Origin of the sequence: Salinisphaera sp. G21_0, from assembly GCF_017744115.1 — a bacterium.
Lineage (GTDB): Bacteria > Pseudomonadota > Gammaproteobacteria > Pseudomonadales > Endozoicomonadaceae > Endozoicomonas.
Genome location: NZ_JAGHQW010000001.1, coordinates 26,296 through 50,326 on the forward strand (window position 1 = coordinate 26,296; position 24,031 = coordinate 50,326).

General features: G+C 49.1%; 20 protein-coding genes and 1 riboswitch. Of the genes, 15 read left to right on the plus strand and 5 right to left on the minus strand.

Annotated elements, in window-relative coordinates:
* Positions 1–9 precede the first annotated feature (9 nt).
* The 9 genes from ndk to J7439_RS00160 all read left to right on the plus strand — a co-directional run bounded on the left by ndk (position 10) and on the right by J7439_RS00160 (position 8,892).
* A complete protein-coding gene (gene ndk, locus J7439_RS00120) occupies positions 10–441 on the plus strand; it encodes a nucleoside-diphosphate kinase (protein WP_209199593.1) in 432 nt (143 codons plus the stop codon).
* Positions 442–558: 117 nt separating this feature from the next.
* Positions 559–1,722, plus strand: a complete 1,164-nt coding sequence (gene rlmN / locus J7439_RS00125) for a dual-specificity RNA methyltransferase RlmN (protein WP_209199594.1) — start codon at positions 559–561, stop codon at positions 1,720–1,722.
* 98 nt (positions 1,723–1,820) lie between these two features.
* Complete coding sequence (gene pilW, locus J7439_RS00130; protein WP_209199595.1) at positions 1,821–2,582, plus strand: type IV pilus biogenesis/stability protein PilW; 762 nt, start codon at positions 1,821–1,823, stop codon at positions 2,580–2,582.
* Positions 2,575–3,540: a RodZ domain-containing protein gene (locus tag J7439_RS00135; protein WP_209199596.1), complete on the plus strand. Its 966-nt coding sequence runs from the start codon at positions 2,575–2,577 to the stop codon at positions 3,538–3,540. The genes pilW and J7439_RS00135 overlap by 8 nt, the downstream gene beginning before the upstream one ends.
* Positions 3,541–3,736: 196 nt before the next feature.
* The gene (gene hisS, locus J7439_RS00140; protein ID WP_502950400.1) at positions 3,737–5,020 is read left to right on the plus strand and encodes a histidine--tRNA ligase; all 1,284 of its coding nucleotides are present in this window, start codon (positions 3,737–3,739) and stop codon (positions 5,018–5,020) included.
* Positions 5,021–5,097: 77 nt separating this feature from the next.
* Positions 5,098–5,799 carry a YfgM family protein gene (locus J7439_RS00145; RefSeq protein ID WP_209199598.1) on the plus strand — a complete coding sequence of 234 codons (702 nt, stop codon included), beginning with the start codon at positions 5,098–5,100 and terminating at the stop codon, positions 5,797–5,799.
* Positions 5,800–5,803: 4 nt separating this feature from the next.
* Positions 5,804–6,970, plus strand: coding sequence for an outer membrane protein assembly factor BamB (bamB, locus tag J7439_RS00150; RefSeq protein WP_209199599.1), 1,167 nt, complete (start codon positions 5,804–5,806; stop codon positions 6,968–6,970).
* Between the two features lie 153 nt (positions 6,971–7,123).
* Complete coding sequence (gene der / locus J7439_RS00155; RefSeq protein WP_209199600.1) at positions 7,124–8,548, plus strand: ribosome biogenesis GTPase Der; 1,425 nt, start codon at positions 7,124–7,126, stop codon at positions 8,546–8,548.
* Between the two features lie 20 nt (positions 8,549–8,568).
* Positions 8,569–8,892 (plus strand): cupin domain-containing protein, encoded by a 324-nt coding sequence (locus J7439_RS00160; protein WP_209199601.1) that lies wholly within the window; start codon positions 8,569–8,571, stop codon positions 8,890–8,892.
* Here the strand turns inward: J7439_RS00160 and xseA are convergent.
* Positions 8,882–10,243 carry an exodeoxyribonuclease VII large subunit gene (gene xseA, locus J7439_RS00165; RefSeq protein ID WP_209199602.1) on the minus strand — a complete coding sequence of 454 codons (1,362 nt, stop codon included), beginning with the start codon at positions 10,241–10,243 and terminating at the stop codon, positions 8,882–8,884. The genes J7439_RS00160 and xseA overlap by 11 nt on opposite strands.
* 130 nt (positions 10,244–10,373) lie before the next feature.
* Between xseA and guaB the strand changes: the two genes are divergently transcribed.
* From guaB to J7439_RS00190, 5 genes are all read left to right on the plus strand, one after another.
* The gene (gene guaB / locus J7439_RS00170) at positions 10,374–11,843 is read left to right on the plus strand and encodes an IMP dehydrogenase (protein WP_209199603.1); all 1,470 of its coding nucleotides are present in this window, start codon (positions 10,374–10,376) and stop codon (positions 11,841–11,843) included.
* Positions 11,844–11,973: 130 nt separating this feature from the next.
* Positions 11,974–13,551: a glutamine-hydrolyzing GMP synthase gene (gene guaA, locus J7439_RS00175; RefSeq protein ID WP_209199604.1), complete on the plus strand. Its 1,578-nt coding sequence runs from the start codon at positions 11,974–11,976 to the stop codon at positions 13,549–13,551.
* A gap of 144 nt (positions 13,552–13,695) precedes the next feature.
* Positions 13,696–13,866: riboswitch (Lysine riboswitch) on the plus strand.
* Between the two features lie 138 nt (positions 13,867–14,004).
* Positions 14,005–15,597, plus strand: coding sequence for a Na+/H+ antiporter NhaC family protein (locus J7439_RS00180; RefSeq protein WP_209199605.1), 1,593 nt, complete (start codon positions 14,005–14,007; stop codon positions 15,595–15,597).
* Between the two features lie 72 nt (positions 15,598–15,669).
* Positions 15,670–16,092: a CesT family type III secretion system chaperone gene (locus J7439_RS00185; RefSeq protein ID WP_209199606.1), complete on the plus strand. Its 423-nt coding sequence runs from the start codon at positions 15,670–15,672 to the stop codon at positions 16,090–16,092.
* A 56-nt stretch (positions 16,093–16,148) separates the two neighbouring features.
* On the plus strand, positions 16,149–19,553 hold the full coding sequence (locus J7439_RS00190) for a glycosyltransferase (RefSeq protein ID WP_209199607.1): 3,405 nt from the start codon (positions 16,149–16,151) through the stop codon (positions 19,551–19,553).
* A 1-nt stretch (position 19,554) separates the two neighbouring features.
* Here J7439_RS00190 and J7439_RS00195 read toward each other — a convergent pair whose 3' ends face one another.
* Genes J7439_RS00195 through sctD form a run of 4 tightly spaced genes read right to left on the minus strand, consistent with a single transcriptional unit; the run spans position 19,555 to position 21,920 of the window.
* Positions 19,555–19,929 carry a tetratricopeptide repeat protein gene (locus tag J7439_RS00195; protein ID WP_101746243.1) on the minus strand — a complete coding sequence of 125 codons (375 nt, stop codon included), beginning with the start codon at positions 19,927–19,929 and terminating at the stop codon, positions 19,555–19,557.
* A 29-nt stretch (positions 19,930–19,958) separates the two neighbouring features.
* Positions 19,959–20,228, minus strand: coding sequence for an EscF/YscF/HrpA family type III secretion system needle major subunit (locus tag J7439_RS00200; RefSeq protein WP_209199608.1), 270 nt, complete (start codon positions 20,226–20,228; stop codon positions 19,959–19,961).
* A gap of 14 nt (positions 20,229–20,242) precedes the next feature.
* Positions 20,243–20,503, minus strand: a complete 261-nt coding sequence (locus tag J7439_RS00205; RefSeq protein ID WP_209199609.1) for a hypothetical protein — start codon at positions 20,501–20,503, stop codon at positions 20,243–20,245.
* Positions 20,481–21,920: a type III secretion system inner membrane ring subunit SctD gene (gene sctD, locus J7439_RS00210; RefSeq protein ID WP_209199610.1), complete on the minus strand. Its 1,440-nt coding sequence runs from the start codon at positions 21,918–21,920 to the stop codon at positions 20,481–20,483. Before sctD ends, J7439_RS00205 begins: the two co-directional genes overlap by 23 nt.
* Before the next feature lie 306 nt (positions 21,921–22,226).
* On the opposite strand from sctD, the gene J7439_RS00215 reads away from it, so the two are divergent.
* Entirely contained in the window at positions 22,227–23,909 is a 1,683-nt protein-coding gene (locus tag J7439_RS00215; RefSeq protein ID WP_209199611.1) for an AMP-binding protein, read from the plus strand.
* Positions 23,910–24,031 lie beyond the last annotated feature (122 nt).

A 24,031-nucleotide genomic window follows, 5' to 3' on the forward strand; every position in this document is an offset into this window, starting at 1 on the left:
GAGATCGTAATGGCGGTAGAGCGCACTTTATCCATTATAAAACCTGATGCAGTAGCCAAGAGTGTCATCGGTAAAATTCTTGCTCGTTTTGAGCAGGCCGGTTTGCAGGTTGTAGCGACCAGGATGATTCATCTTACTGACGAGCAGGCGGGTGGTTTCTACGCTGAGCACAAAGAGCGTCCATTTTATCAGGACCTGGTTGCTTTTATGACGTCAGGGCCTGTTGTGGTATCCGTCCTTGAGGGCGAGAATGCCGTAGCCCTGAATCGTGAGCTGATGGGCGCTACTAACCCGAAGGAAGCTGCTGAAGGCACCATTCGGGCTGATTTTGCAGAGACCATCGATGAAAATGCGGTTCATGGATCTGACTCAGTAGCATCTGCTGAGCGTGAAGTGGCCTACTTCTTCGAAGGTTCGGAGATTTGCCCCAGAACACGTTAACGGAATCAGCCCGCTGACAAATTGTCAGTTTGCCCTGGTCTGACCGTGTTCGGGGTGAACATGAGAATATGAGCCATCAGGAGGCAGCCCTTCTGATGGCTTTGAGGTATTAATAAGATGTCAGAATTGATCGAGCCATCCATCGATCAGGCCAGTGAACCGGCTGGCGAGCTGTCCACTCAGGCAGCCAAGGTCAATTTGCTGGGGCTTTCACGAAAAAAAATGGAAGCCTTCTTTCTTACTATTGGTGAGAAAAAATTCCGTGCTGAGCAGGTTTTGAAGTGGATTCATCATCATCGGGTTGATAATTTCGATGAGATGACCAACATCAGTAAATCCCTTCGTGAGCAGCTTAAGGCCAATGCTGAAATTCGCGGTCCTGAGGTGGTCAGCAGCCATTTTTCTGAGGATGGAACCTGTAAGTGGGTTGTGCGGGTGGCCAGTGGCAGCTGTGTTGAAACGGTATTTATTCCTGAAAATGGCCGTGGAACGCTGTGCGTCTCCTCCCAGGCAGGCTGTTCCCTGGATTGCAGTTTCTGTTCTACGGGTAAGCAGGGCTTTAACTCTGACCTGACGGTGGCGGAAATCATTGGTCAGGTATGGGTTGCTGCCCGCCATTTTGGCAATGTGCCGGCCAGGATGGATCGATCCATTACCAATGTGGTTATGATGGGTATGGGCGAGCCATTGATGAACTTCGATAATGTCGTTGATGCCATGGACCTGATGATGGACGACCTTGGCTATGGACTTTCCAAACGGCGGGTGACGTTGAGCACATCCGGTGTTGTTCCTGCGCTGAGAAAGTTAAGTGAAGTGTCTAATGTCTCCCTGGCAGTGTCACTGCATGCACCAAATAATGAGCTGAGAAACCAGCTGGTGCCGATCAACCGGAAGTATCCGCTGGATCAGCTGCTGGATGCCATACATCATTACATGAACAGTTTGACGGACAGTAAGCGGGTCGTTACGATCGAGTATACGTTGCTTGCCGGCGTGAATGATCAACCTGAACAGGCGCAGCAGTTGATTGCTTTGCTGAAAGATCTGCCCTGTAAGATAAACCTTATTCCGTTCAATCCATTTCCTCATTCAGGGTATGAAAGACCCAGCAATAATGCAGTGAGACGGTTTCAGGAAAGTTTGCAGCTGGCTGGTTTTAATGTCACCGTAAGAAAGACAAGAGGTGATGACATTGACGCTGCCTGCGGTCAGTTAGTGGGCAATGTAATGGATAAGACCCGGCGCAGTGAGCGCTACATAGCAGCCAGACAGGTATAAGCTGTTCGGGATGTATCTGCCATCTGACAGGCTTCCGGAGGTTGCTACTCTCAACAGCGTCCCGGATATATTTATAAATTGCAAATGTGGGGGTCAGCATGGGAGTTAAATTGAGGCCCATTGCACTACTGTTTTCTGTATCTCTGGCACTGACAGGCTGTGTCACCACTGACAGTCGGCCTGTTAATGAGAACAGGGCAGTGGTGGACTATATGAATCTTGCCAGGGGTTATCTCCAGGAAGGTTATTCGGAAAAGGCAGTAAGGCCGCTGGAAAGAGCCCTTGAGATTGAACCCTATTCGGCCAGTGTTCATGGCATGCTGGGTATGGCTTATCAGCGTCAGGGGGAAGATCAGCTTGCCGAGCAGGCGTTCAACAAGGCGCTGGCCATTGACCCTGATGCCTCGGACATACGCAATAACTTCGGTGCTTTCCTGTTCTCCAAAAACCGGCTTCAGGACGCTTATCGCCAGTTTGAACTGGCTTCCGGAGATGTTGCTTATTCCCAGCGCAGCCGAACCTTTGAAAACCTCGGGATTGTTGCCTTGCGAATGGGCCGGTCTTCCCTGGCGGTTGATCACTTTACCCGGGCTCTTCGTCTGAACAATAACTTGCCAAGGGCTAATCTGGAGCTTGCCGCTATCTACAAAGAGCAAGGTAATCTCTACACAGGGTGGCAGCACTACCAGGCCTTTGCCGGGTCGGCTGAGCAGACTCCTCGCAGCTTGTTACTGGGTATTGAGTTGGCAAGGGCAAACCGGGATCAGGATAAAGCGGCAGGTTATGCTTTGCAGCTGGAAAGGTTGTATCCCGGCTCTGTGGAGCTGAAGCATTATCGGAGTCGATTGGGTTATGAGTGAACAGGATACTCAGCAGGAAGAAGCTATTCAGACGTTTGCTCCCGGCGCTGTGCTTGCCCGGGCCCGTAACAGTCAGGGGCTATCTATCCTTGAAGTGGCTGAAAGCCTGAAGATTACTGAAAGTTATGTTAAGGCCATTGAGGAGAGCACGTTTGATATGCTGCCGCAGGCGGCATTTGTCCGTGGCTATATTCGTAATTATGCGAAACTGGTGGGGCTTAATGGCGAAGATCTGGTTAAGGACTTTGACCATTTTATGGGTGTTGATGGGCTGGAATCTCCGCGTTTACAAGGTTCCAGGAAGTTGACGCCGCTGCGAGCTCACAGTGCGCCTTCTCCGGTATATGCGCTTGCGCTTTTGCTGCTTGTGTCGCTGGGAGGGTTTGGTTATTACCTTTGGAATAGCTGGCTGGGTATTGAGCCAGTGGTCGAGGTGGCCATTATCGAAGAGGTATCTGATGATGTGCCTGAGCCTCTGGTGACTGATGCCAGTGTTGTCTCTGTCCCCTCTGTTGCGGAAATTAGCGAAAGCGTGGAAGAAGAGGCTGTTCCAGCTGATGACACCGCAATTGTACAAGAAGAACCAGGCCTGGAAAAAGATGAGCCTGTTCTGAAAGAGGCCGGGCCAGAGGTTCTTCCAATTGCCATGGCCAGTTCTGAGGTTGTTAATACGGCAGATGAGCCCAATTCACCGATTGTTGATCCGATCAAACCTCTTGTTATTAATTTCTCAGAAGATTGCTGGGTTGAAATCAAGGATGCCACCGGTGAAGTGCTGATTTCAACCGTGCAGAAAGCCGGTTCTTCCATTAATCTTGATGTTTTTCCTCCAGTGAATTTGCGGTTCGGTAATACCCCTGGTGTGGACAGTATCCTGCTGGATGGCGAGCCGGTAGCCAAACCCAGCTCGAATACCCGGGTGGCCAGTGTCTTGTTAACAGGCAGTGATCAGGGTTAAACCAATAGTCCTTAAAACTATGTCCTTTCAGTGAAGAAACTCCCCGCAGCGATGGACATTCTCTAATGGGAGGGCTGTGGGATTGTCACACAAAGGCGTTAACGGTTATAGTTGCCTACTTTTTATTGCGAACCGCCAAATCTCCTGTTCCTGGCGAACCGGGTGAAGTTATGTGGTGTTTTTTGGTAGAGGACATTTGAACTTGGGCAAGCAGCTTCAAGCCATCCGTGGGATGAATGATATTCTTCCCGAACAGACCCCTGTCTGGCAGTACCTTGAGCAGCAGGTACGCTCTGTCCTGACCACTTATGGTTATCAGGAAATCCGGGTTCCGATTGTGGAAAGCTCTGCTCTGTTCAGTCGGGGCATTGGCTCTGGTACGGATATTGTTGAGAAAGAGATGTACACCTTTGAAGATCGCAATGGTGACAAGCTTTCCCTTCGTCCTGAGGCCACTGCCGGAGTTGTTCGCGCAGGTATTCAGCAGGGTCTGTTTTACAACCAGATTCAGCGGTTGTGGACTTCTGGCCCGATGTTCCGCTATGAGCGGCCGCAAAAAGGCCGTTATCGCCAGTTTCACCAGATCAGTGTTGAAGCCTATGGTATGACAGGTCCGGATATTGATGCGGAAATGATCATGATGACGGCACGGTTCTGGCAGAAGCTTGGTCTGTCAAAGCATGTCACGCTGGAGCTGAATACTCTGGGTACTCTGGAAGCCCGTATCCGTTATCGTGAAGCTCTGGTGACTTATCTCATGGATTATGAGTCAGAGCTGGATGATGACAGCCGTCGTCGCCTGACCATTAACCCGCTGAGAATTCTCGATAGTAAAGATCAAAACACACAGAAAATTGTTGCCGGTGCCCCCGAGCTGTTCGACTATCTGGATGAAGAGTCACGGGAACACTTTGCGCAGTTAAAACAGATTCTGGATGAGGCGGGTGTTGCTTATCGTGTGAATCCCAGGCTGGTGCGCGGCCTTGATTATTATGGCAGAACCGTTTTTGAATGGGTGACAGAAAGCCTGGGTGCCCAGGGTACTGTGTGTGCCGGCGGTCGTTATGATGCGCTGGTTGAGATGTTGGGTGGCAAGACGACACCTGCCGTAGGCTTTGCCATGGGCATTGAGCGCCTGGTGTTGATGCTGGAAACGCTTCAGTTACTGCCGGAATCCGTTTCTAACCGGGTGGATATAGCGGTGGTAGCTGTCGGTGAGGGTGTTGGCCACAGAGCGCTTCCGTTAGTGGAAAGACTGCGTGATGGGTTGCCGGAACTGAAGATTCTGATGAATTGCGGTGGTGGCAGCTTTAAAGCACAAATGAAACGTGCAGATCGCAGTGGTGCTGCCTATGCTCTCATTCTGGGCGAAGATGAGTTGGGTGCCGGGATGGTTACTGTGAAATCCCTGAGGACGGATGAAGCCCAACAGCAGCTGCCAATCGTCGAAGTGGCCGGATATTTGCAAAAAGTACTATAGAATACTGTTGTTCATTAAACTGCTCGTTGATGCGATCGTACTGTTAACGGCTTCAGGAAAGAAGTCAGGAGTAAAGGGTGAGTTACCAATCTGATGAAGAGCAGGTCCAACTGCTCAAGAATCTATGGAAAGACTATGGTCAGCCGGTTGTGCTGGGTGTTGCCATGACACTGGCAGCGGTTTCCGGTTATCAGTACTGGCAGAAGACGCAGCAGCAGGAAATTGCTGAAGCTTCATCGCTTTATCAGAACTTGCTGGATACTATTTCCAATGGGTCCTCTCTGGAGCAACAGGCCCCGTTTTCAGCGCCGCTGACTGAGGAGCAAAAAGCAACGGTAAGTCACGTTGTATCTTCATTGCAGAAGGATCATGGCAGCAGTCAGTATGCCGCGTTTGCAACGCTTTTTCTGGCTCAGCAGCAGGTGCAGGATAACCAGTTAAGTGCTGCCCGGGCTTCCCTGGAGTGGGTTTTGGCTCAGAAACCCGCAGCTGAAATTCAGACAATGGCCAGTGTCCGGCTGGCAAGGGTGCTGATCAGTGAGTCTTCCGGGAATGGTCAGCAGGCACTTGATATCCTGACCAGACTGAATGCTGGCAAGTCCTATGAGGCAACCGTTGAGTCAGCAAAAGGCGATGCTTACCTTGCCGTTGGTGATCGTAAGCAGGCCGAGATGGCTTACCGTAAAGCGGTCGATGCCGCACGGGAGAATGGTCTGAACCGTCCGTTGCTGCAACTCAAGCTGGACGATCTGGCCGCAATGTCACCTCAGGAGGGATAACAAAATGGAGAGGTTATTCAAAGGCTCTTTGATTCTTCTGCTGATGCTGGGGCTTTCTGCATGCAGTCTTTTTTCATCGGATGAAGAGGAGGTGAGAACGGCCAAGCCTCTCCAGACGATTGCTGAGGAAAAGGTCAGGCTGGTTGAAGTGTGGTCCAGGGGTGTTGGCAAAGGGGTTGGCAAGCGATTCGAAAGCCTGAAGCCAGCGTTGGATGGTGATAAAGTCTTTGTTTCTGGCGCAGAAGGTACGGTTTTTGCCCTTCAGCGTGATACCGGAAAGGAAGTCTGGAAGAAAAAACTCAATACCCGTGTTGGTGGTGGCGTCAGTGCCGCAGCCGGTATGGTGCTGCTGGGGACACTGGATGGTGAAGTGATTGCCCTGAACCAGGAGAATGGCGATGAACTCTGGCGAGAGCGGGTCAGTAGCGAGATTCTCAGTGCGCCGGTTACTGATGGCTTTTATGTCGCTGTGCAGAGCATTGATGACCGTCTGACCGTGCTTGATGCTGAGAGCGGGCAGTATCTCTGGCGTCAGGAAGCGTTGCAGCCGGCACTGACGTTAAGAGGTTCAGCTGCTCCACTGATCTTCAGTGAAGCGGTGTTTGCCGGGTTTGCCAGCGGCGAAGCAAAAGCCTTCCGTCTGAAAAACGGTGCGCCGCTCTGGAGTTCCCGGGTTGCGGCCCCTAAAGGCAGTACTGAGCTGGAACGGATGGTTGATATCAAGGGGGCTCCGCTGATCCTTGGAGATTCGATTTTCTTTGTCAGCTTTCAGGGCAATGTTGCCGGGCTGGATCTTTACAGTGGTCGGGTTCGTTGGGCAAAAGAGCTGTCCAGTTATGAATCCATGACAGAAGGTTTTGGTGCTATCTACCTGACCAGTGAAGAGAGTTATGTCAGCTCCATTGATCAGAGAACCGGTGCCGCTAACTGGCGACAGGAAGATTTTGAGTTCCGTCAACTGTCAGCACCAGCGGCGTTCAGCAGTTATGTTGTGGTCGGTGATGGTGAGGGTTATGTGCATCTGTTGTCACAGGTTGATGGCAGTCAGGCTGGGCGTTTCAGGGTTGACTCGTCTGCAATTAAAGCTCAGCCCCTGGTGGATGGTGATTTGATCCTGGTCTTGTCAGCTGATGGTGAGCTGGTTGCTTTGAAGGAAAAAGCTTCCGGATAGAGGAAGCTGGTTTCTGACTTTTAAGAATGTTGTCGGGCTGAATCTTTAAAAGGATTCAGCCCGTTTTCAATTTCGGTCTGATGACCGATGCGCTGGGAAGGTCTTGTTCTGAATGATTTCCCCGCTGCGTAATTTGTAATTTTGGTAAATCTTATGGTTCCTGTAATTGCCCTGGTGGGTCGGCCAAATGTTGGCAAGTCCACCCTTTTTAACCGTCTGACCCGCTCCCGGGATGCTCTGGTGGCCAATGTGGCCGGGTTAACCCGCGACCGGAAATACGGTGAGGGCAAGATTGGTTCGCATCCCTATATTGTTGTCGATACCGGCGGTATTTCCGGTGATGAAGAGGGGATTGACTCTGCCATGGCAGAACAGTCGCTGGCGGCCATCAATGAGGCGGATGTTGTCCTGTTTCTGGTGGATGCCAAAGCCGGGTTGACAGCTGCTGATGAAATGATTGCTTTGCACCTTCGCAAGCAGGGTAAAAAGTATCATCTGGTGCTGAATAAGGTAGACAGGGTAGATGCTGAGCAGGCCGAGGCAGATTTTGCTTCCCTGGGTATCGGCGAAGCCTATCATATTGCTGCCGTGCATGGTCGGGGCGTAAGCAACATGATCAATGACGTGCTGCTGGAGTGTACTGACGGTGAGGCAGAAGAGTCTGATGAACTGTCAACCAGGCCCAGAGGTATCAAGATTGGTATTGTTGGTCGTCCCAATGTGGGTAAATCTACCCTGGTTAACCGCTTGTTAGGCGAGGAGCGAGTGGTTGTTTACGACCAGGCGGGAACGACCCGTGACAGCGTTTACATTCCTTATGAGCGTTTTGGTCAGGACTATACGCTGATTGATACGGCGGGTGTCCGCAGAAGAGGCAAGGTGTCCGAATCCATCGAAAAGTTTTCGGTCATCAAGACGCTGCAGGCGATTGAGGATGCCAATGTGGTGGTTCTGGTGCTGGATGCCCGTGAAGGTATCGTGGAGCAGGATCTGCATCTGCTGGGCTTTGTTCTGGACGCGGGTCGTGCTGTGGTCATTGCACTGAACAAGTGGGATGGCATGGAAGAAGAGCAGAAAACCCGGGTAAAGGCAGAGCTGAAGCGTCGACTCGGGTTTATCAATTATGCCCGCATTCATATGATTTCTGCAAAACACGGCACCGGTGTCGGCAATCTGTATGACTCGATTGAAGAGGCGTATGAAGCGGCGACCAGCAAACTGTCCACCAATCGTCTGACGCGAATTCTGGAAGATGCCGTTAAGGAGCATCAACCGCCCATGGTCAATAATCGCCGTATTAAGCTGCGTTACTGCCATGCTGGTGCCATGAATCCGCCAACGATTATTATTCATGGCAATCAGACTGACCGGGTGCCGGCGGCTTACCGACGTTACCTGGAAAATACCTTCCGCAAAGTGCTGAAGATTATGGGGACGCCTATTCGAATTGAATTCCGCTCAGGTGATAACCCTTATGCGGAAACCAAAGAGATTGATCAGAGGCAGGCTCACCGTAAGCGCAGAGTTGAAAAGTCTGCACAGTTTGCCAAAGAAAAGCGTAAGACAAAACGTTCCTGACTGGTTCAGGTGAGTAGTCAATGAAAAACAATCTGTTCGAACACATACCTGAAGAATTACCTGAAGAGTTGTTTGAGACTCTGCTGGAATCCGGTGGCGTTAAGATAGAGCGGATTGTTTCCCGTGGTCATACGACGCCAACAGGGGAGTGGTATGACCAGCCTTGGGGTGAATGGGTGGTGCTGTTAAGTGGTTCAGCGGCACTGGAATTTGATGGGGAAAGAGCCCCTGTAACTCTCCATGCCGGTGATTATGTTATGTTGCCTTCCGGGTGCAGGCATCGGGTCGCATGGACTCAACCCGATGTCGATACCATCTGGTTAGCTGTTCATGTTAATTTGTGATTTTTTCCACTTTGCAGATCGCCTCGCCCTTTGAGAATCGTGTGGTTACCCGATCACCTTCCCGGAGCTGCTGGCTGCTTCGGATAATTGCATCGCCAGCCATGGTGATGGCATAGCCTCTTGAAAGTGTTGCCAGAGGACTCACGGCATTCAATTCGCCAGACACTTTCTCCAGCTTCAGTTGGCGTTTTTCCAGGCTATTGGATATGAGCTGAATCAGCTTTTGGCCCATATTTTCATTACGGTTTTTCAGTAGTTCCAATTTGCGTTGGGGGTTCTGTTGATTTGCCCGGTCTCTGATCCGGCTCAGGTTTGACTGAGCCCGTTCCAGTTTCAGGGTAATGGCCTGTCTTAACCGGATTTCCAGATCATCCAGACGCTGGCTATTGTCTCTCAGGCGATCTCCGGGGTGTCTTAACCGTTTTTGCAGGTTATCAAGCTCTCGCTGGCTTAACTGCAGCTTATGACGAGTCAGTGTCGTGAGCTTTCTGCTGATCAGGTTGAGCTGATTTAATAGGGCCTGGCGATCCGGGCTGAGGATTTCTGCCGCCGCTGATGGGGTTGCGGCCCGGTGGTCAGCCACAAAGTCTGCAATGGTAAAGTCAATTTCATGACCAACAGCGCTGACTATGGGGATAGGGCAGCCTGCTATGGCCCTGGCCACCAACTCTTCATTGAATGGCCATAAATCTTCCAGTGAGCCACCGCCACGACCGATAATCAGTACATCAAACCGGTTGGCACTTTCTGCCAGTTTTAACGCACTGACCAGATCGTGCTTCGCCTGCTCCCCCTGGACTGAGCTGGGAATAATGGTGACCGGTATGGCGGGAAAGCGTCTTTTCAGTACGGTTAAAATATCCCGAATGGCTGCGCCGGTGGGTGAGGTAATCACCCCGATATGCTTTGGATGAGCGGGCAGGGGTTGTTTGCGCGTGATGTCGAACAGGCCTTCAGCAGCCAGTTTTGCCTTGAGAACCTCAAAGGCTTTTTGCAGGTCACCGGTGCCGGCATTATCCATGTGTTCAACAATCAGTTGATAGTCACCTCTCCCTTCATACAGGCTCACACGTCCCCTGACCATCAGCAGCATGCCTTCAGTCGGGACAAACTTAAGCGTCTGGTTACGGTTGCGGAACATGGCACAGCGGATCTGTGACTGCTTGTCCTTCAAGGTGAAATACCAATGCCCGGAGCTGGGTCGGGCCAGTCCGGATATTTCGCCCTCAACACGGACATTATTGAAATTCATCTCCAGCAATCGCCTGGCTTTACCATTTAACTCCGTAACAGAAAGGGCTTTTGCGGATGCCTCAGCGTTTTGCGTCGGTTTGTCTGTAAAGTGGTGCATGGATCAAGCCTGGCAGGGGGATTGTCGGTTTTTTTGGTATTCTGCCTGAATAAGTGGTTTAGCTGAAGTTGAAATATAGGGTATACTTGTCCGAATTTTTTCCCATAAAATAAACTCTTGGTAACAGGCAATGCTGAGAATTGCACAAGATGCACTCACCTTCGATGATGTCCTCCTCCTGCCCGGCTACTCCGAAGTCCTCCCCAAAGATGTCTCCCTGAAAACCAAACTGACCCGCGGTATTGAGCTGAATATTCCGCTGATTTCTGCGGCGATGGATACCGTTACCGAAGCGTCTCTGGCTATTGCCATGGCCCAGGAAGGCGGGATCGGGATTATTCACAAGAATATGACGCCGGAGCAGCAGGCAGCTGAAGTGCGCAAGGTTAAGAAGCACGAAAGTGGTGTGGTCAAAGACCCGATTACCATTGATGCCAGTGCCACCGTCAGAGATCTTCTGGAGCTGACCTCCAGACATAATATCTCCGGTGTTCCCGTGCTTTCTGGCAGCGATCTGGTGGGTATTGTTACCAGTCGTGACGTCCGCTTTGTCTCGAATCTGGATAAAGCCGTTTCCGAGATCATGACCCGCAAAGAGCGTCTGGTGACGGTTCAGGAAGGCACTGATCCGGAGACCGTTCGCAAGCTCCTGCACAAGCATCGTATTGAAAAAGTGCTGGTGGTGGATGATCAGTTCAATCTCACCGGTATGATGACTGTTAAGGATATTAAAAAGGCCCAGCAGTACCCGAATGCATCGAAAGACAGTCAGGGACAGTTGCGAGTCGGGGCGGCTGTGGGTACTGGGGTGGAAACGCCTGATCGTGTTGCAGCCCTGGTGGCTGCCGGTGTTGATGTCATTATCGTCGACACAGCTCATGGCCACTCCCGTGGTGTGATAGAGCGAGTGAAGTGGGTGAAGGAAAATTACCCGCAGGTTCAGGTGATCGGCGGTAATATTGCCACCGCCGAGGCAGGCAGGGCCCTGGTCGAAGCGGGCGCTGATGGTGTTAAAGTGGGTATCGGTCCGGGCTCTATCTGTACTACCCGTATTGTGACCGGTATCGGTGTGCCTCAGATCACTGCGGTAGCCAATGTGGTTGAAGCGCTGAAAGATACCGGGGTTCCTGTTATTGCTGATGGCGGTATCCGTTTTTCCGGTGATATGGCAAAAGCGATTGTTGCCGGTGCCAGTACCGTCATGCTTGGCAGTATGCTGGCGGGTACTGAAGAGGCACCGGGTGAAGTGGAGCTTTACCAGGGGCGTAGCTATAAGGCTTATCGTGGCATGGGTTCTCTGGGGGCAATGTCCCAGGCTTCCGGTTCCAGTGACCGTTATTTCCAGAGTGCCGAAGCGGGCGCTGAAAAGCTGGTTCCGGAAGGTATTGAAGGGCGTGTACCTTACAAGGGGCCTCTCCATGCCATTATCCATCAGATGGTGGGTGGCTTGCGTGCCGCGATGGGGTATACCGGTTCTGCTGATATGGAAACCATGCGCACCCGGCCACAGTTTGTTCGTGTAACCAATGCCGGTATGGCCGAATCCCATGTCCACGATGTAACGATTACCAAGGAAGCGCCTAACTACCGTGTTGGTTAAGACTGCTTCACAGCGTTGTTCATGTTGACACCCGCAGCCGGGCAGAAATGAGATAGCTTCTGACCGGCTGTTTACTTTCAGTAAGGGTAAGCCTCCCGGCCCTGCTGATCACAGGACTTAGAGATTAATCATGTCCCAGGATATCCATTCAGACCGCATTCTGATTCTTGATTTTGGTTCCCAGTACACCCAGCTTATTGCCCGAAGAGTGCGTGAGATCGGCGTTTATTGTGAACTTCATCCCTACGATATGGATGATGGCGCTATCCGGGAGTTCAGCCCAAAAGCGATCATTTTGTCCGGCGGCCCTGAATCCGTTACCGGTGATAACTCTCCAAAAGCATCTGATATTGTTTTTCAGCTCGGCGTTCCTGTGCTTGGCATCTGTTATGGCATGCAGGCTATGGCAGAGCAGATGGGTGGCAAGGTCAGTACCTCTGATCTGCGTGAGTTTGGCTATGCCCAGGTTCAGCTGGAAGCGAAAGTGCACCTTTTTGATGGCATTGAAGACCATGTCTGTGAAGGTGGCCGTCTGACACTGGATGTCTGGATGAGCCATGGTGATAAAGTGACCACCATACCTGAAGGCTTTGTGGTTGCTGCTTCCACCGGCTCCTGCCCGATTGCTGCCATGGCTTGCGAAGAAAAGCAGTATTACGGCGTCCAGTTCCACCCTGAAGTGACACATACCACCCAGGGATTACGAATTCTTGAGCGTTTTGTGGTTGATATTGCCGGGTGTCAGAAACTGTGGACGCCAGGCAAGATCATCGATGATGCCATTGCCCGTATTCGTGAGCAGGTGGGTGAGCAGAAGGTGTTGCTGGGGCTGTCCGGTGGTGTTGATTCCAGTGTCGTAGCGGCGCTGCTGCATAAGGCGATTGGTGATCAGCTGGTCTGCGTTTTTGTTGATAATGGTCTGCTCCGTCTCCATGAAGGCGATCAGGTGATGGCCATGTTTGCAGAAAATATGGGGGTTCGGGTTATTCGTGCGGACTCTGAAGCGTTGTTCCTGGGGCGTCTGAACGGTGTGCAGGACCCTGAAGACAAGCGCAAGATTATTGGCAATACCTTTATCGAAGTGTTTGATGAACATGCCAGTGCCCTGGACAACATCACTTTTCTGGCTCAAGGCACCATCTATCCGGATGTTATTGAGTCTGCTGGTTCAACAACCGGTAAGGCACATGTCATCAAGTCCCATCATAATGTGGGCGGTCTGCCGGAAGAGATGAAGATGGAGTTGGTTGAGCCGCTACGTGAGCTGTTCAAGGATGAGGTTCGAACCATTGGTCTGGAACTGGGTCTGCCTTATGACATGGTTTACCGTCACCCATTCCCGGGACCGGGCCTCGGCGTTCGTATCCTGGGCGAGGTCAAAAAGGAATATGCGGATATTCTCCGCCAGGCGGATGCTATTTTTATTGAAGAACTGCGTAAGGCCGACTGGTATCAAAAGACCAGCCAGGCTTTTGCTGTTTTCCTGCCGGTGAAATCCGTTGGCGTGGTGGGTGATGGTCGCCGCTATGAGTATGTGATTGCCCTGCGAGCGGTGGAAACCATAGACTTTATGACCGCTCGCTGGGCGCACCTGCCCTATGATTTGCTGGAAAAAGTCTCTAATCGGATCATCAATGAAATGGAGCATGTTTCCAGGGTGACCTATGATGTATCCAGTAAGCCACCGGCTACGATTGAGTGGGAGTGATAAAGTCATTACTAAATGTAATAACTGATTCCTTTACTTATACTTGCTTTGGGTATTTATATCGGGAGCAATGGTGCATAATGCGCCCATTCAGGGGTGATGTAGTGAGGATCCTTTTACTACATTCCTGCCTGTGATCCTCTTTCCCTAGTTAGAGGCGCGCTGTTTATCAGTAAATCGGAATAGGGTGACGTCCGTAGTCCGATTGAAAGGAAATGGTGCCGAAGTGAGCCTGGTGGTCTACCAGCCTCACTGGTAGTGCATCGAACAGGTGTACTACTGTCACAGTTTTTACTGTGGAGAGCTAACGGGTACCAGAGAGCGCTGATGAGGTTTTCTTTATTCGCGCTTCCTCCATGTACGCTTGCCTCCTGATCTAATTACAACTGGTTCACTCATCCTGATAAGCATTGGAATAACGGGCATGGGTGATCAATAAACGAGATCAGTTTTATGGAATTAACCAGTTTCAGTGATTCGTCGTTATCGTTATTGGCCCCAGCCATCGCAATTATTCTGGCAGTAATAACCCGGAAAGTATTATGGTCTCTGGGCGCTGGTATTGTCACCGGTGCGTTACTGCTGACCGGCTTGAACCCGCTTATCACCATTCACCGTATTTTTGATGGGTTTGTTGGTGTGTTTTGGGATGAAGGCCTTAATTTCAGCAATCTCTATATTCTGTTGTTTTTGCTGGTCCTGGGTGTGATCACCAGTCTGATCAGTATTTCTGGTGGAGCCAGGGCCTTTGGTGAGTGGGCTCGTGAGCGTGTCAAGACCCGTCAGGGCTCACAGGTACTGACGGTGTTTCTCGGTGTTATCATTTTTATTGATGATTATTTCAACAGCCTTGCCGTGGGGAGTATCAGTAAGCCACTCACTGATCGGCACAAAGTCTCAAGAGCCAAGCTCGCTTATTTGATTGATTCGACCGCTGCCCCAATCTGCGTAATTATGCCAATTTCAAGCTGGGGTGCTTATATCATTGCCCTGGTGGGTACTATTATGGCGACCCACGGTGTTGGTGGCGATAGCCCGGTCTTTTCATTCCTGGCCATGGTTCCCATGAACCTTTATGCAATTTTTGCGCTGGCTCTGGTTTTCTTTACCGCAGCCATGGATCTTAATGTTGGACCTATGGCCAGACACGAGAGCGCAGCGCTTGCTGGCACTCTGTTTGATGCCAATAAGGGTAACCCTCCGGGCGCTCCATCTCTGGAAGAAGATAAAAATGGCCGTGTGGCTGACCTGGTGTCACCGATTCTGGTGTTGGTACTGGCAACGATGGCTGCCATGATCTGGACGGGGTATACCGCTCTTGCTGGTGATAATCAGGCATTTTCCATCCTGGGTGCCTTTGAGAATACCGATGTTACGTTATCGCTGATCAGTGGAGGTATGATTGGTCTTCTGTTTGCGATAGCCCGGTTGCTGGGTCGAAATATTTCCGGAAACATCTGGAAGAAGGCGATCGCTGAGGGCAGCAGGTCAATGTTACCAGCTATCTATATTCTTGTGTTTGCCTGGGTTCTGACCGGAATAATTGGCCAGCTGGAGACCGGTAAGTATCTGGCTGGCCTGGTTAGTGGGAATATTTCTCCCAGTTTTCTGCCCATGATGCTTTTCATTGTCTCTGGTGTGATGGCCTTTGCTACCGGAACCAGTTGGGGCACCTTTGGTATTATGCTGCCCATTGCCGGAGATATGGCGGCTGCAGCTGACATAGCCATGATGCTGCCTATGTTGGCTTCTGTACTGGCAGGCGCTGTGTTTGGTGATCACTGCTCTCCGATTTCTGATACGACAATTCTTTCGTCCACCGGGGCATCCTGTCACCATATGGATCACGTCAATACTCAGCTTCCTTACGCGCTTGCCATAGCGGCTGTGGCCATGTTCGGGTATCTGGTAATGGGGATCACTCACTCGATTTCCTTAGGCTTTGTTGCATCACTTGTGGCGTTTACAGGTCTGGTTATTCTGTTCAGAAGGATTTCTTTGAAATCCCGCTTATTGACACCCGCTTCCGGTCATCTGGCCAAGTAATTCAGCTGCACTATGCTTAAGGAGAGGCAGGGACGCCTTTTTGAACTTATTTAAATCAAGGGCATGGATGCTATGAGCTTTGAACAATTGATGAATTCATACGCTGCTCGTCAGCAGATGGGTGAGCTGGAGTATGAAAACGACAGATATTCTTTGTTGGTTAATGATCGGATAGAGGTTGCCTGTTTTCAGGCCAATGGTCGCTTTTATGCTTATAGCATCATTGCCAGGCTGCCCGGGGAAAATAGTAAGCGTGAAGAATTGTTGATCAGGCTGTTGGGGAAAAACCTGGCTCTGATTGCCCATGAGCGTGTTTCATTGTGTATCGACCCTGATGTTGATGCACTGGCTCTATATGCTTCTGCTCCGATAAAGAGCCTGAATGTTGATGGTATTGAAGAGGCCATTGCAGCATTGGCTAATAATCATGCACTTTTTGTAAATTGGGTTGAGCAAAGTGCCCCCCCTGGCCCAGCTATGATGTTCATGTCCTAATAGAAGCTGCTGTCAGTTCGATATATAAGGTATGTCAATGATTAGAGTTGTTCGATATGCCTTCGAAAAAGCAGCAATCCACTGCTTCCTCAATATTTGGTTGCCTGGTTGCCAGTACTGAAGCTGCCTATTTCAATGGACTCCGGCGTGCCAATGACGGATTTCTGAAAGCCATCATTCGTTACAGTCGATTCAAAGAGATACATATATTTTCCCCTCAGTCGTTATTGCCGGAGTTGAGATCCGGCTGGGAATCTTTTCTTCAGCATTATGGCAGTGATAAAGCCATCCATTTCTTACCGGCTCATGAGTTAAGCCGGTTTTTTTCCCGGGTCAGGTACCAGGTTTTTCATCAGGGGGATCCCTGGGTTGGTCATCTCGCAGCGCTGCGTGATGCTTACTGTATAGAACCATTTCCTATTACGGGTCGGGCTCATACGTTGAGTACAGACTCAAATATGTCAAATACCCGTGATCTTCTGTTGTCACCGCTAAAAAGCTGTGACGCAATTTTATGCAGCAGTGAAGCGCAGAAAAAAGTGATGATGCGTCTGTTGTCTGCCGCGAGTTCCAGTATTTCAGATCATATTGGTGTGGCTATACCTTACAAGGGGAGTGTTGCGAAGCTGCCCCTGGGGATAGAGCCTGATGAGCGTTATGCAGGAAGTAAAGAGGAAGCCAGAGGGGTATTGGGTGTTGATCAGGATTCTTTTGTCATTTTAACCCTTGGCCGGCTTGCTCCTTCAAACAAGATGGACCTCCATCCGGTATTGCTGGTAATAAATGATCTGGTGGAGGGTTATGGGCACAGAAATATCAAGTGGATTATTGCGGGTGCAGGAGATGCTGGGAATCCAACTGTGCAGTCCCTGTTAAAACAAGCTTATGATTTAAACCTTGAAGGCAGTGTCCGCTTTGAGCTGGAAATTGCAGATGACCGTAAACATCAATGGCTGTCAGCCTGTGATCTGGTTCTGACGCTTTCGGATAATATTCAGGAAAGTTTTGGCATCGTACCTCTGGAAGCAATGGTTAATGGCAAGGCTGTAGTTTTATCCGACTGGAATGGTTATTCGGAATTGGTTGAGGATGGGGTCAGTGGCTGTTTGATTGAAACCGTATCCACAGATTTGGATGATCTTGCCCGTCCGCTTGGTTCATTGTTGACGGACCATGCTCATTTGCTACAAGCCCAGGGGACAGCGGTTAATTTGAGCCAATGTTCAGAGAAAATTCATCAGCTGATTCAGGAGCCTGAGCTTCTGTCGAGCATGGGAGAGCGGGGAAGGCAGAGAGTATTTGAGAATTATCGATGGGAAGCCATTGTTGATGAATATCATCAGTTGGTGAGTGACCTGAATAAAGACGCTGATCAGATTTCCCGATTAAATAAAAGGCCAGTGGGGCTTCCTTATCATCAGATATTTGAGCATTACCCAGCCAGTCAGTTAGCAGATGACCAGTTCCTTAAGACAACGGATCGAGGCGTTAGATTGCTGCTGAGATCCGAGCAGTTAGTTCACTATACCGAAATGGAGTCATTGTTAAAAATCCACCTGATTGACCAGGTAGCCCATCTTTGTTTATCCGGTTGCCATGTGACGGACTTGAAGGCGAAGTTTCCCCGGGAGCCGGCACTTCTGTTGAATATTATGTGGATGTGTAAATATCAACTGCTGGCCCTGACCGATAAACCGCTATTAAAGCAGGCTAACCATCAAAAAAGATGGTGGCCTGAAGAGCAAAGGCTACCGGCTGAGGTGATGCTGCATCTGGATTGTGTCGAGCCACATCGGTTCAGACTTCTGGAGCCTTTGCTACGCTGGCTGGATGTGCAGCTGGCGTTCTACCATAACCAGTCAGAAAACCCTGAATTTCGAGCGAGCCTGCTAAAGCCCTTTGCTGCAAAGCTGGATGGCCAGCTGTTGCAGGCAATTGGTTGGGTTGCTGAGATGAAAGGGACTGTGCAATATACCGATGTGTTGGACTCTGTCGTTGAGCAGGGCGGGCTGGTATTCCTGAGTGCTGAATTTCCTTTGTGGTATCGTTTGAATCGCTTATGGATTATCCGTGCACTGAAAGACTTTAAACAATTATTTGCCCGGTTTTACCGAGATCTTGGGGGGGTCAATCAGCTGTTTTCTGATTGTTGGCAACAGCCAGCGCAGAGTATTGTCCGTCTTGATTTTCCGTTAAGTACTTCGTCTTCTTGCATGATTGCCATTATTGTTTGTGATAATGGCGAGAAGCTGGTTTATAAAAACAGGGATCTGGCTGTCGAGCGGCAAATTATCGGACATACTGCTGATAACAGTAATATCGCTGGAAAGCTTAACCAGTGGCTGGATGGGCAGCCCGGGCTGGCGACCCTAAGGATATTGACAGGATCGTTTGATGGCGCTTACGGCTATTGTGAGTTTGTTGATAAAGGTCTCAATGAGGCGCTGGATGATCAGCAGATAAACGATTACTACCAGCGCCTGGGCGTTATTGCTGGTTTATCGATTCTGTTGGGAATGGGAGACGTTCATAATCGAAATGTCGTATCCAGAAATGGCATACCTCATCTTGTGGATGTTAAAGCTGCTTTCTGCCCGGGTGTTATAAAAGCGTTCGAGTCTGAGTTGAATGATCCCCAGAAAGCCTTCTGTGGCACGGATAACAGCTTTATGCTCACGTCTCTCTGGAGTGTTTTTGAACAGTTTCACTTTAATGGTTATCGGGATTGCTTATTCCAGTTAGTCAATGGAGAGTTGATCGAGATGCCGTCGGTGGAAGAAAGTCTGGTGATCAATAATTTGGTTCGGACCTGTGAGAGTGACTCGTTATCAAGCATCAAGCCTTTCCTTTGCAGTCAATATGCCAGCGCTTTTGAAAAAGGCCTTGATGCTACGTTCAGAGTCGTTGTGGATCATCACGATGACTGGTGTGCGCTTCTGGAACGTTGTAAAGGAATGACTGTTTGTCACTTACCGCGTTTAGATCAGGAGTTCTATTGGCAACAGAAAGTTAATCTATGGACCTTTCATGGCTTTCAGGCATTCTCAGGAAAGCGTCTCAAGGGTTATTTTGACAGGGTGATGAGTCGATTATGTCAGGGGGCAGAAGAGATTCAACGCTGGGGGGAGCCTGAATGGTTTGAACCTGCAATAGCGCTGTCAGATGAGTTGGTGAAGAATTTGCTTTTTGGCTCAATTACTGAGTTCAGGCGTGAAGTTGGAGGGAAGGGGATATTCAGTGAGTCTGGTTCCAGGCTATCTGAAAGGGTAATTTCTGACCATTATTTTTCAGTTGATACGTTAAGTAAGTCTGTCCGTCTGGTGCAGACTATGGCTGAGAACCCTCAACAACTGGAGCAATTTCTAATCTTTCTTACGGCGGTGGTCAAGCAGTGGATGATTGAGAAAGCGGTGCCGGGGAAAAACTTCCCGGAAGCTTTGCAAGCTAAGCTTCCGGAATAAGCTATTGGCCGTGGATGTTGGCAAGAAGTTCTCTGGCCATTTCAGCGGGTTCTGCCTCTTTTGAAGACAGTAGTGGTTTAAGATAGTCTTCACTTTCTTTATTACGTCCCTCAAACATCAAAGCTAATCCCAGAAAAGCCTTGATAGTAGGGTCTTCAGGGTGCTTTGCCAGACCTTCCTTATGCAACAGGTCAATAGCTTCCTGATGACGTTTTCGATTCATAAACTCAAGGGCAAAGCCAATGGTGCTAAGTGGGCTGTCAGGCCTGGCAGCTTCAATACCGTTGAAAATGCCAAAAGCATGTTTTGGCAGTCCGGTTCCGCTGGCCATAAAGCCAATATCCGCCAGAGTTTTTAAAAGCTTGTCATCAATCATTGCTGACTATCTCCATCCATAAAATTAGTTTAGAGCTTCTGAATAATACTCTGTATCGTATCCTTGATGGATTTGACGATACTTGAACGAAGACCTTCAACAATCATGTACTTGTTGAACTCTACCTGGAACTCAACCATATCCTTGGTACTGTTAGGATCCATATTGGCGACACGGTTTTTCAGTGCTGTATCGAGAGCTTCTGCCTGGCTTCCGAATGTTTCAGATACTTTGTCAAAGCTGAAACCGGCGCTTCCTGGCTGATTGTAATTCGGGTTGTAGGTATCCTGGTATGCCATGGCTGAGTTCCCTCTCAGGCTTTTGATTGACCGTGATGCTGTTTCCAGCTCTTATCAACGACCTCCATAGCCGCAACTACAGCGGTGAGCAGGCTGTCGATTTTTGAAAAATCTTCCGGAGCTGCGCCTTTATCTTTTAATCCTTTCAGGCGAGTCGCTTCAGAGAGTAAATGGTTAAGGATCTGATCCCGGTAAGAGCCGTCCTTATCTTGAATCAACTGTTCTTCAGTTGCTGAGAGAAGAATATTCTCTTCATTTTTCGGTTTGTCCGTCACGGTTCCCTCCAAGACGGTATTTGATTCTGTCAGTTCCGTTAGCTAATAAAAGATACTCAAGGTTGATATCTTCAATTATATACCCATTAGAAAGTTTTGCTCCTATGAGGTACTTGGAACCATCTATCAGTATCACGTAAGGCACTTTGCCCATACTGATACCGCGTATATTTAACGATAAAGGTGATTGACTGTCCGTTATTGTACCTCCTGCATACTTGGTGGCTAATTCAATGGATGGTTTGTTGGCGTATTTTTTCTGAAACTTGGCTACTACCGTTTGCAGGTCATAAACTTGTCCTTCATCCAGCAGGTGCCCTTTCAGGATCACCGTCTGATCCCGGGTGACGACGTGAATTCTTGGTATTAGCCCTTTTTCCCGGAGCATGGATTTGAGGGTATTGACCCGACTAATCTGGTTTTCAACCTGATCAACAACTGACGTAAGCCCATAAATCTCCTGTTTGAGCATGCTGATAATGTTATCAAGCTCATCAGAAGTTGAAACATATCCGGTTATCACCAGAGATCCGGGAGTGTTATCCAGCTCCAGCTCAAGTTTGTCATAACCACGATCTCTGAGGAGCAGTTCAGCGTTATCACGCATTTCATTCATAACAATGATCTGCAAATTAAAAGGAATTCCCTGCTTTCTGAGAAATTTTTGCAGCTCAAGTCTGTCCTGAAGCGTTGGTGTATAACCCGACACGAGTAATGATTTATCGGGCAACTGTTTGAACTTTACCTCTTTAAGTCCAAGCTGGTCCCTGGCCTTTGCCGAGATTTCGAGAACTCCCGGGATGTTTGTTACTTTTTGTACTTCTGTATCCGTGTTGGAAATCATCAGACTCACGCCGGCTATCACAATCAGCAGTATGACTGGAATAGCGGCAAGCCATCTTTTATCAATACTTGCTATAAAGGATGTATCATCAAAATCGTCATCATCTTCTTCTTCGTCATCCTCTTCATCCTCATCTGACAGTGTCTGCTGGAAGTCAGATCCAGATAGATCTAGCTCATCTGCGTCAGTAGATGGCTGCTCTTCCTCACTGACAGTCAGTTCCTGTGTTGGGGGAGGGGCTATGTTCGGTAGTGCCAGAGATGGCCACTCCGCATCAGCGGGGCCGATAGCTATGAACAGGCTGCTTGAGGTAACAACATCAAAGTGGCGGTAGTGAATACTCGAGCCTGCGGGTTCGCCATTTACATATAAAGGAGTATCCGCTGTGCTTGATTGGATTTTTACCTGGCCATCATTAGAAATCTCAATAATGAGCTCGATATCATTCAGGTTGTCGTCGGTTAAGATCAGGTCACAACCATCATCTTTACCCAGGGAGTACCTGCCCGGCTCGATGGGGATCTCGGCACCAATATGGTTGCCGGAGAGTATTTTCAGGTAAAATTCAGTCATAAATGACCTCCTGCCATGGTAAAGCAGAAAATGATCTGACTGGGCCCGTAGACGGTTTTATGGTCAACATCCTGTTGATTCTGTCCGTAGTTATTACTGGTGTCTTTACGTGCTCTGACTATCTGCGTAAATTGAGTCTTAAAAAGTAGATTAAGGTAAAAAAAACGTCATTGCCAGAGATTACATGATAATTATTCGGCAAATTCGTCACTAATTAGATGCCTGTCGATAAAATGTTGGGTAAAATTTCCTGAAAAGGTTAAATAGCCCTGATAACAATAACCATAAAATAAGAGGCGCAGTGTTATGGATGCATCATTCTGGAATGGTAAAAGGCCTGCTGGGGTTGGTGATTCTGTTAACCCTGATGAATATTCCAGTGCTTTATCTGTGATCAATGCTTTTTTAAATGAGAATAGCTCGCTCCCTGCATTTACGGGCATTGGACATACACTGACTTATGCTGACATTGATCTTTACAGTCAGCAGTTTGCAGCATACATCCAAAGAAATACTGATCTGCAACCGGGGGATCGAATTGCGATTCAGATGCCCAATCTTCTACAGTACCCGATTGTCGTTTATGGCGCGTTGCGAGCAGGATTGGTTATCGTAAATACCAACCCGCTTTATACTGCCCGGGAAATGTTGCACCAGTTCAAAGACTCGGGAGCAAAGGCATTAGTATTTTTTGAAAACTTTGGTGATCTCGTTGAAGAGGTGGTTGGTCAGACAGATATCAAACACCTTTTTGTGACCCGGCTTGCTGATATGGTTCCGGCTCCGAAACGGCAGGTGGTTAATTTCCTGGTCAAATATGTTAAGAAGATGGTGCCACGGTATTCCTTACCCAAAGCAGTTCCGCTGCTTGACGCCTTCAGAGCTGCAAAAGCCTCTGACTATCAACCGATTCCAGAGGGTAAGCTCTCTGATCCGCTGGTACTTCAATACACTGGTGGTACTACCGGGGTGGCCAAAGGTGCCATTCTGACTAACAGGAATTTGATAGCAAATATGCTTCAGTCCAAAGAGATGCTGTCTCAAGTGGATCAACAGGGGCAGAAAATCTTAAAAACTGGGCGCGAAACGCTTATCGCGCCATTGCCGCTCTATCACATATATGCCTTCACAGTGCACTTGATGTGTATGCCGTTTATGGGGAATCACAGTATTCTGATAGCTAACCCGAGAGATACAGATACATTTATTAAGTCGATTAAGCCGTGGCGTTTTACTGCTTTTATTGGTCTGAATACCTTATTTGCCAGCTTGCTGAATCATCCCAAATTTAAAGAATGTGATCTCTCAGGTTTAAAGGTAACTTTATCGGGAGGGACTGCGCTGCAGGAGGCAACGGCTCAAAGGTGGCATAAAGAGACCGGGTGTATTATTTCTGAAGCTTATGGGTTAACAGAGTGTTCTCCCGCCGTTTGTATGAATCCAGCCGGTGATTTGTCACAGCCAGGCACTGCGGGTCTGCCAATACCTTCCACAGAGCTGAAAACCATAGACGAGAATGGTGGTGAGACAGCGATAGGTGAGCCTGGTGAGCTTTGTGTCAGGGGGCCGCAGGTTATGTCCGGATACTGGCAGCGAGTTGAAGCAACAGCTGAAGTACTCAGTACGGATGGTTGGCTGAAAACCGGAGATGTCGCTGTGATCCAGGAAGATGGGTTTGTCAGAATTGTTGACCGCATCAAGGATATGATTCTGGTTTCCGGTTTTAATGTCTATCCGAATGAAATTGAGGATGTTGTTTCCGGCCATCCAAAGGTGGCAAACTGTGCGGCCATTGGGGTTCCCGATGAGAACTCTGGAGAGAAGGTTAAGTTGTTTGTTATCAAGTCAGATGACAGTCTTACAGCTGACGAGTTACTAAGCTGGTGTCGTGATTATCTGACGGCCTATAAAGTGCCCAAGGTGTGTGAATTTCGTGATGAATTGCCGATGACACCTGTTGGCAAGATTTTGCGCAAAGACCTCCGGTAGTCAGAGGTTGTGAGTTAACCTGTTATGGGTTGGTGGGATCCATCCGGAAGGGTGGTCTCTTTATCACAAGTCCTGTAATCCCTGGTAATCAGGGTTACAGGATATTTTTTATATGTCGTTTA

What these genes read in the sequence shown, in the direction of transcription:
- ndk (WP_209199593.1), top strand. Translation starts at nt 10, where the DNA reads ATGGCGGTAGAGCGCACTTTATCCATTATAAAACCTGATGCAGTAGCC.
- rlmN (WP_209199594.1), top strand. Translation starts at nt 559, where the DNA reads ATGTCAGAATTGATCGAGCCATCCATCGATCAGGCCAGTGAACCGGCT.
- pilW (WP_209199595.1), top strand. Translation starts at nt 1,821, where the DNA reads ATGGGAGTTAAATTGAGGCCCATTGCACTACTGTTTTCTGTATCTCTG.
- J7439_RS00135 (WP_209199596.1), top strand. Translation starts at nt 2,575, where the DNA reads ATGAGTGAACAGGATACTCAGCAGGAAGAAGCTATTCAGACGTTTGCT.
- bamB (WP_209199599.1), top strand. Translation starts at nt 5,804, where the DNA reads ATGGAGAGGTTATTCAAAGGCTCTTTGATTCTTCTGCTGATGCTGGGG.
- der (WP_209199600.1), top strand. Translation starts at nt 7,124, where the DNA reads ATGGTTCCTGTAATTGCCCTGGTGGGTCGGCCAAATGTTGGCAAGTCC.
- J7439_RS00160 (WP_209199601.1), top strand. Translation starts at nt 8,569, where the DNA reads ATGAAAAACAATCTGTTCGAACACATACCTGAAGAATTACCTGAAGAG.
- xseA (WP_209199602.1), bottom strand. Translation starts at nt 10,243, where the DNA reads ATGCACCACTTTACAGACAAACCGACGCAAAACGCTGAGGCATCCGCA.
- guaB (WP_209199603.1), top strand. Translation starts at nt 10,374, where the DNA reads ATGCTGAGAATTGCACAAGATGCACTCACCTTCGATGATGTCCTCCTC.
- guaA (WP_209199604.1), top strand. Translation starts at nt 11,974, where the DNA reads ATGTCCCAGGATATCCATTCAGACCGCATTCTGATTCTTGATTTTGGT.
- J7439_RS00180 (WP_209199605.1), top strand. Translation starts at nt 14,005, where the DNA reads ATGGAATTAACCAGTTTCAGTGATTCGTCGTTATCGTTATTGGCCCCA.
- J7439_RS00185 (WP_209199606.1), top strand. Translation starts at nt 15,670, where the DNA reads ATGAGCTTTGAACAATTGATGAATTCATACGCTGCTCGTCAGCAGATG.
- J7439_RS00190 (WP_209199607.1), top strand. Translation starts at nt 16,149, where the DNA reads ATGCCTTCGAAAAAGCAGCAATCCACTGCTTCCTCAATATTTGGTTGC.
- J7439_RS00195 (WP_101746243.1), bottom strand. Translation starts at nt 19,929, where the DNA reads ATGATTGATGACAAGCTTTTAAAAACTCTGGCGGATATTGGCTTTATG.
- J7439_RS00200 (WP_209199608.1), bottom strand. Translation starts at nt 20,228, where the DNA reads ATGGCATACCAGGATACCTACAACCCGAATTACAATCAGCCAGGAAGC.
- sctD (WP_209199610.1), bottom strand. Translation starts at nt 21,920, where the DNA reads ATGACTGAATTTTACCTGAAAATACTCTCCGGCAACCATATTGGTGCC.
- J7439_RS00215 (WP_209199611.1), top strand. Translation starts at nt 22,227, where the DNA reads ATGGATGCATCATTCTGGAATGGTAAAAGGCCTGCTGGGGTTGGTGAT.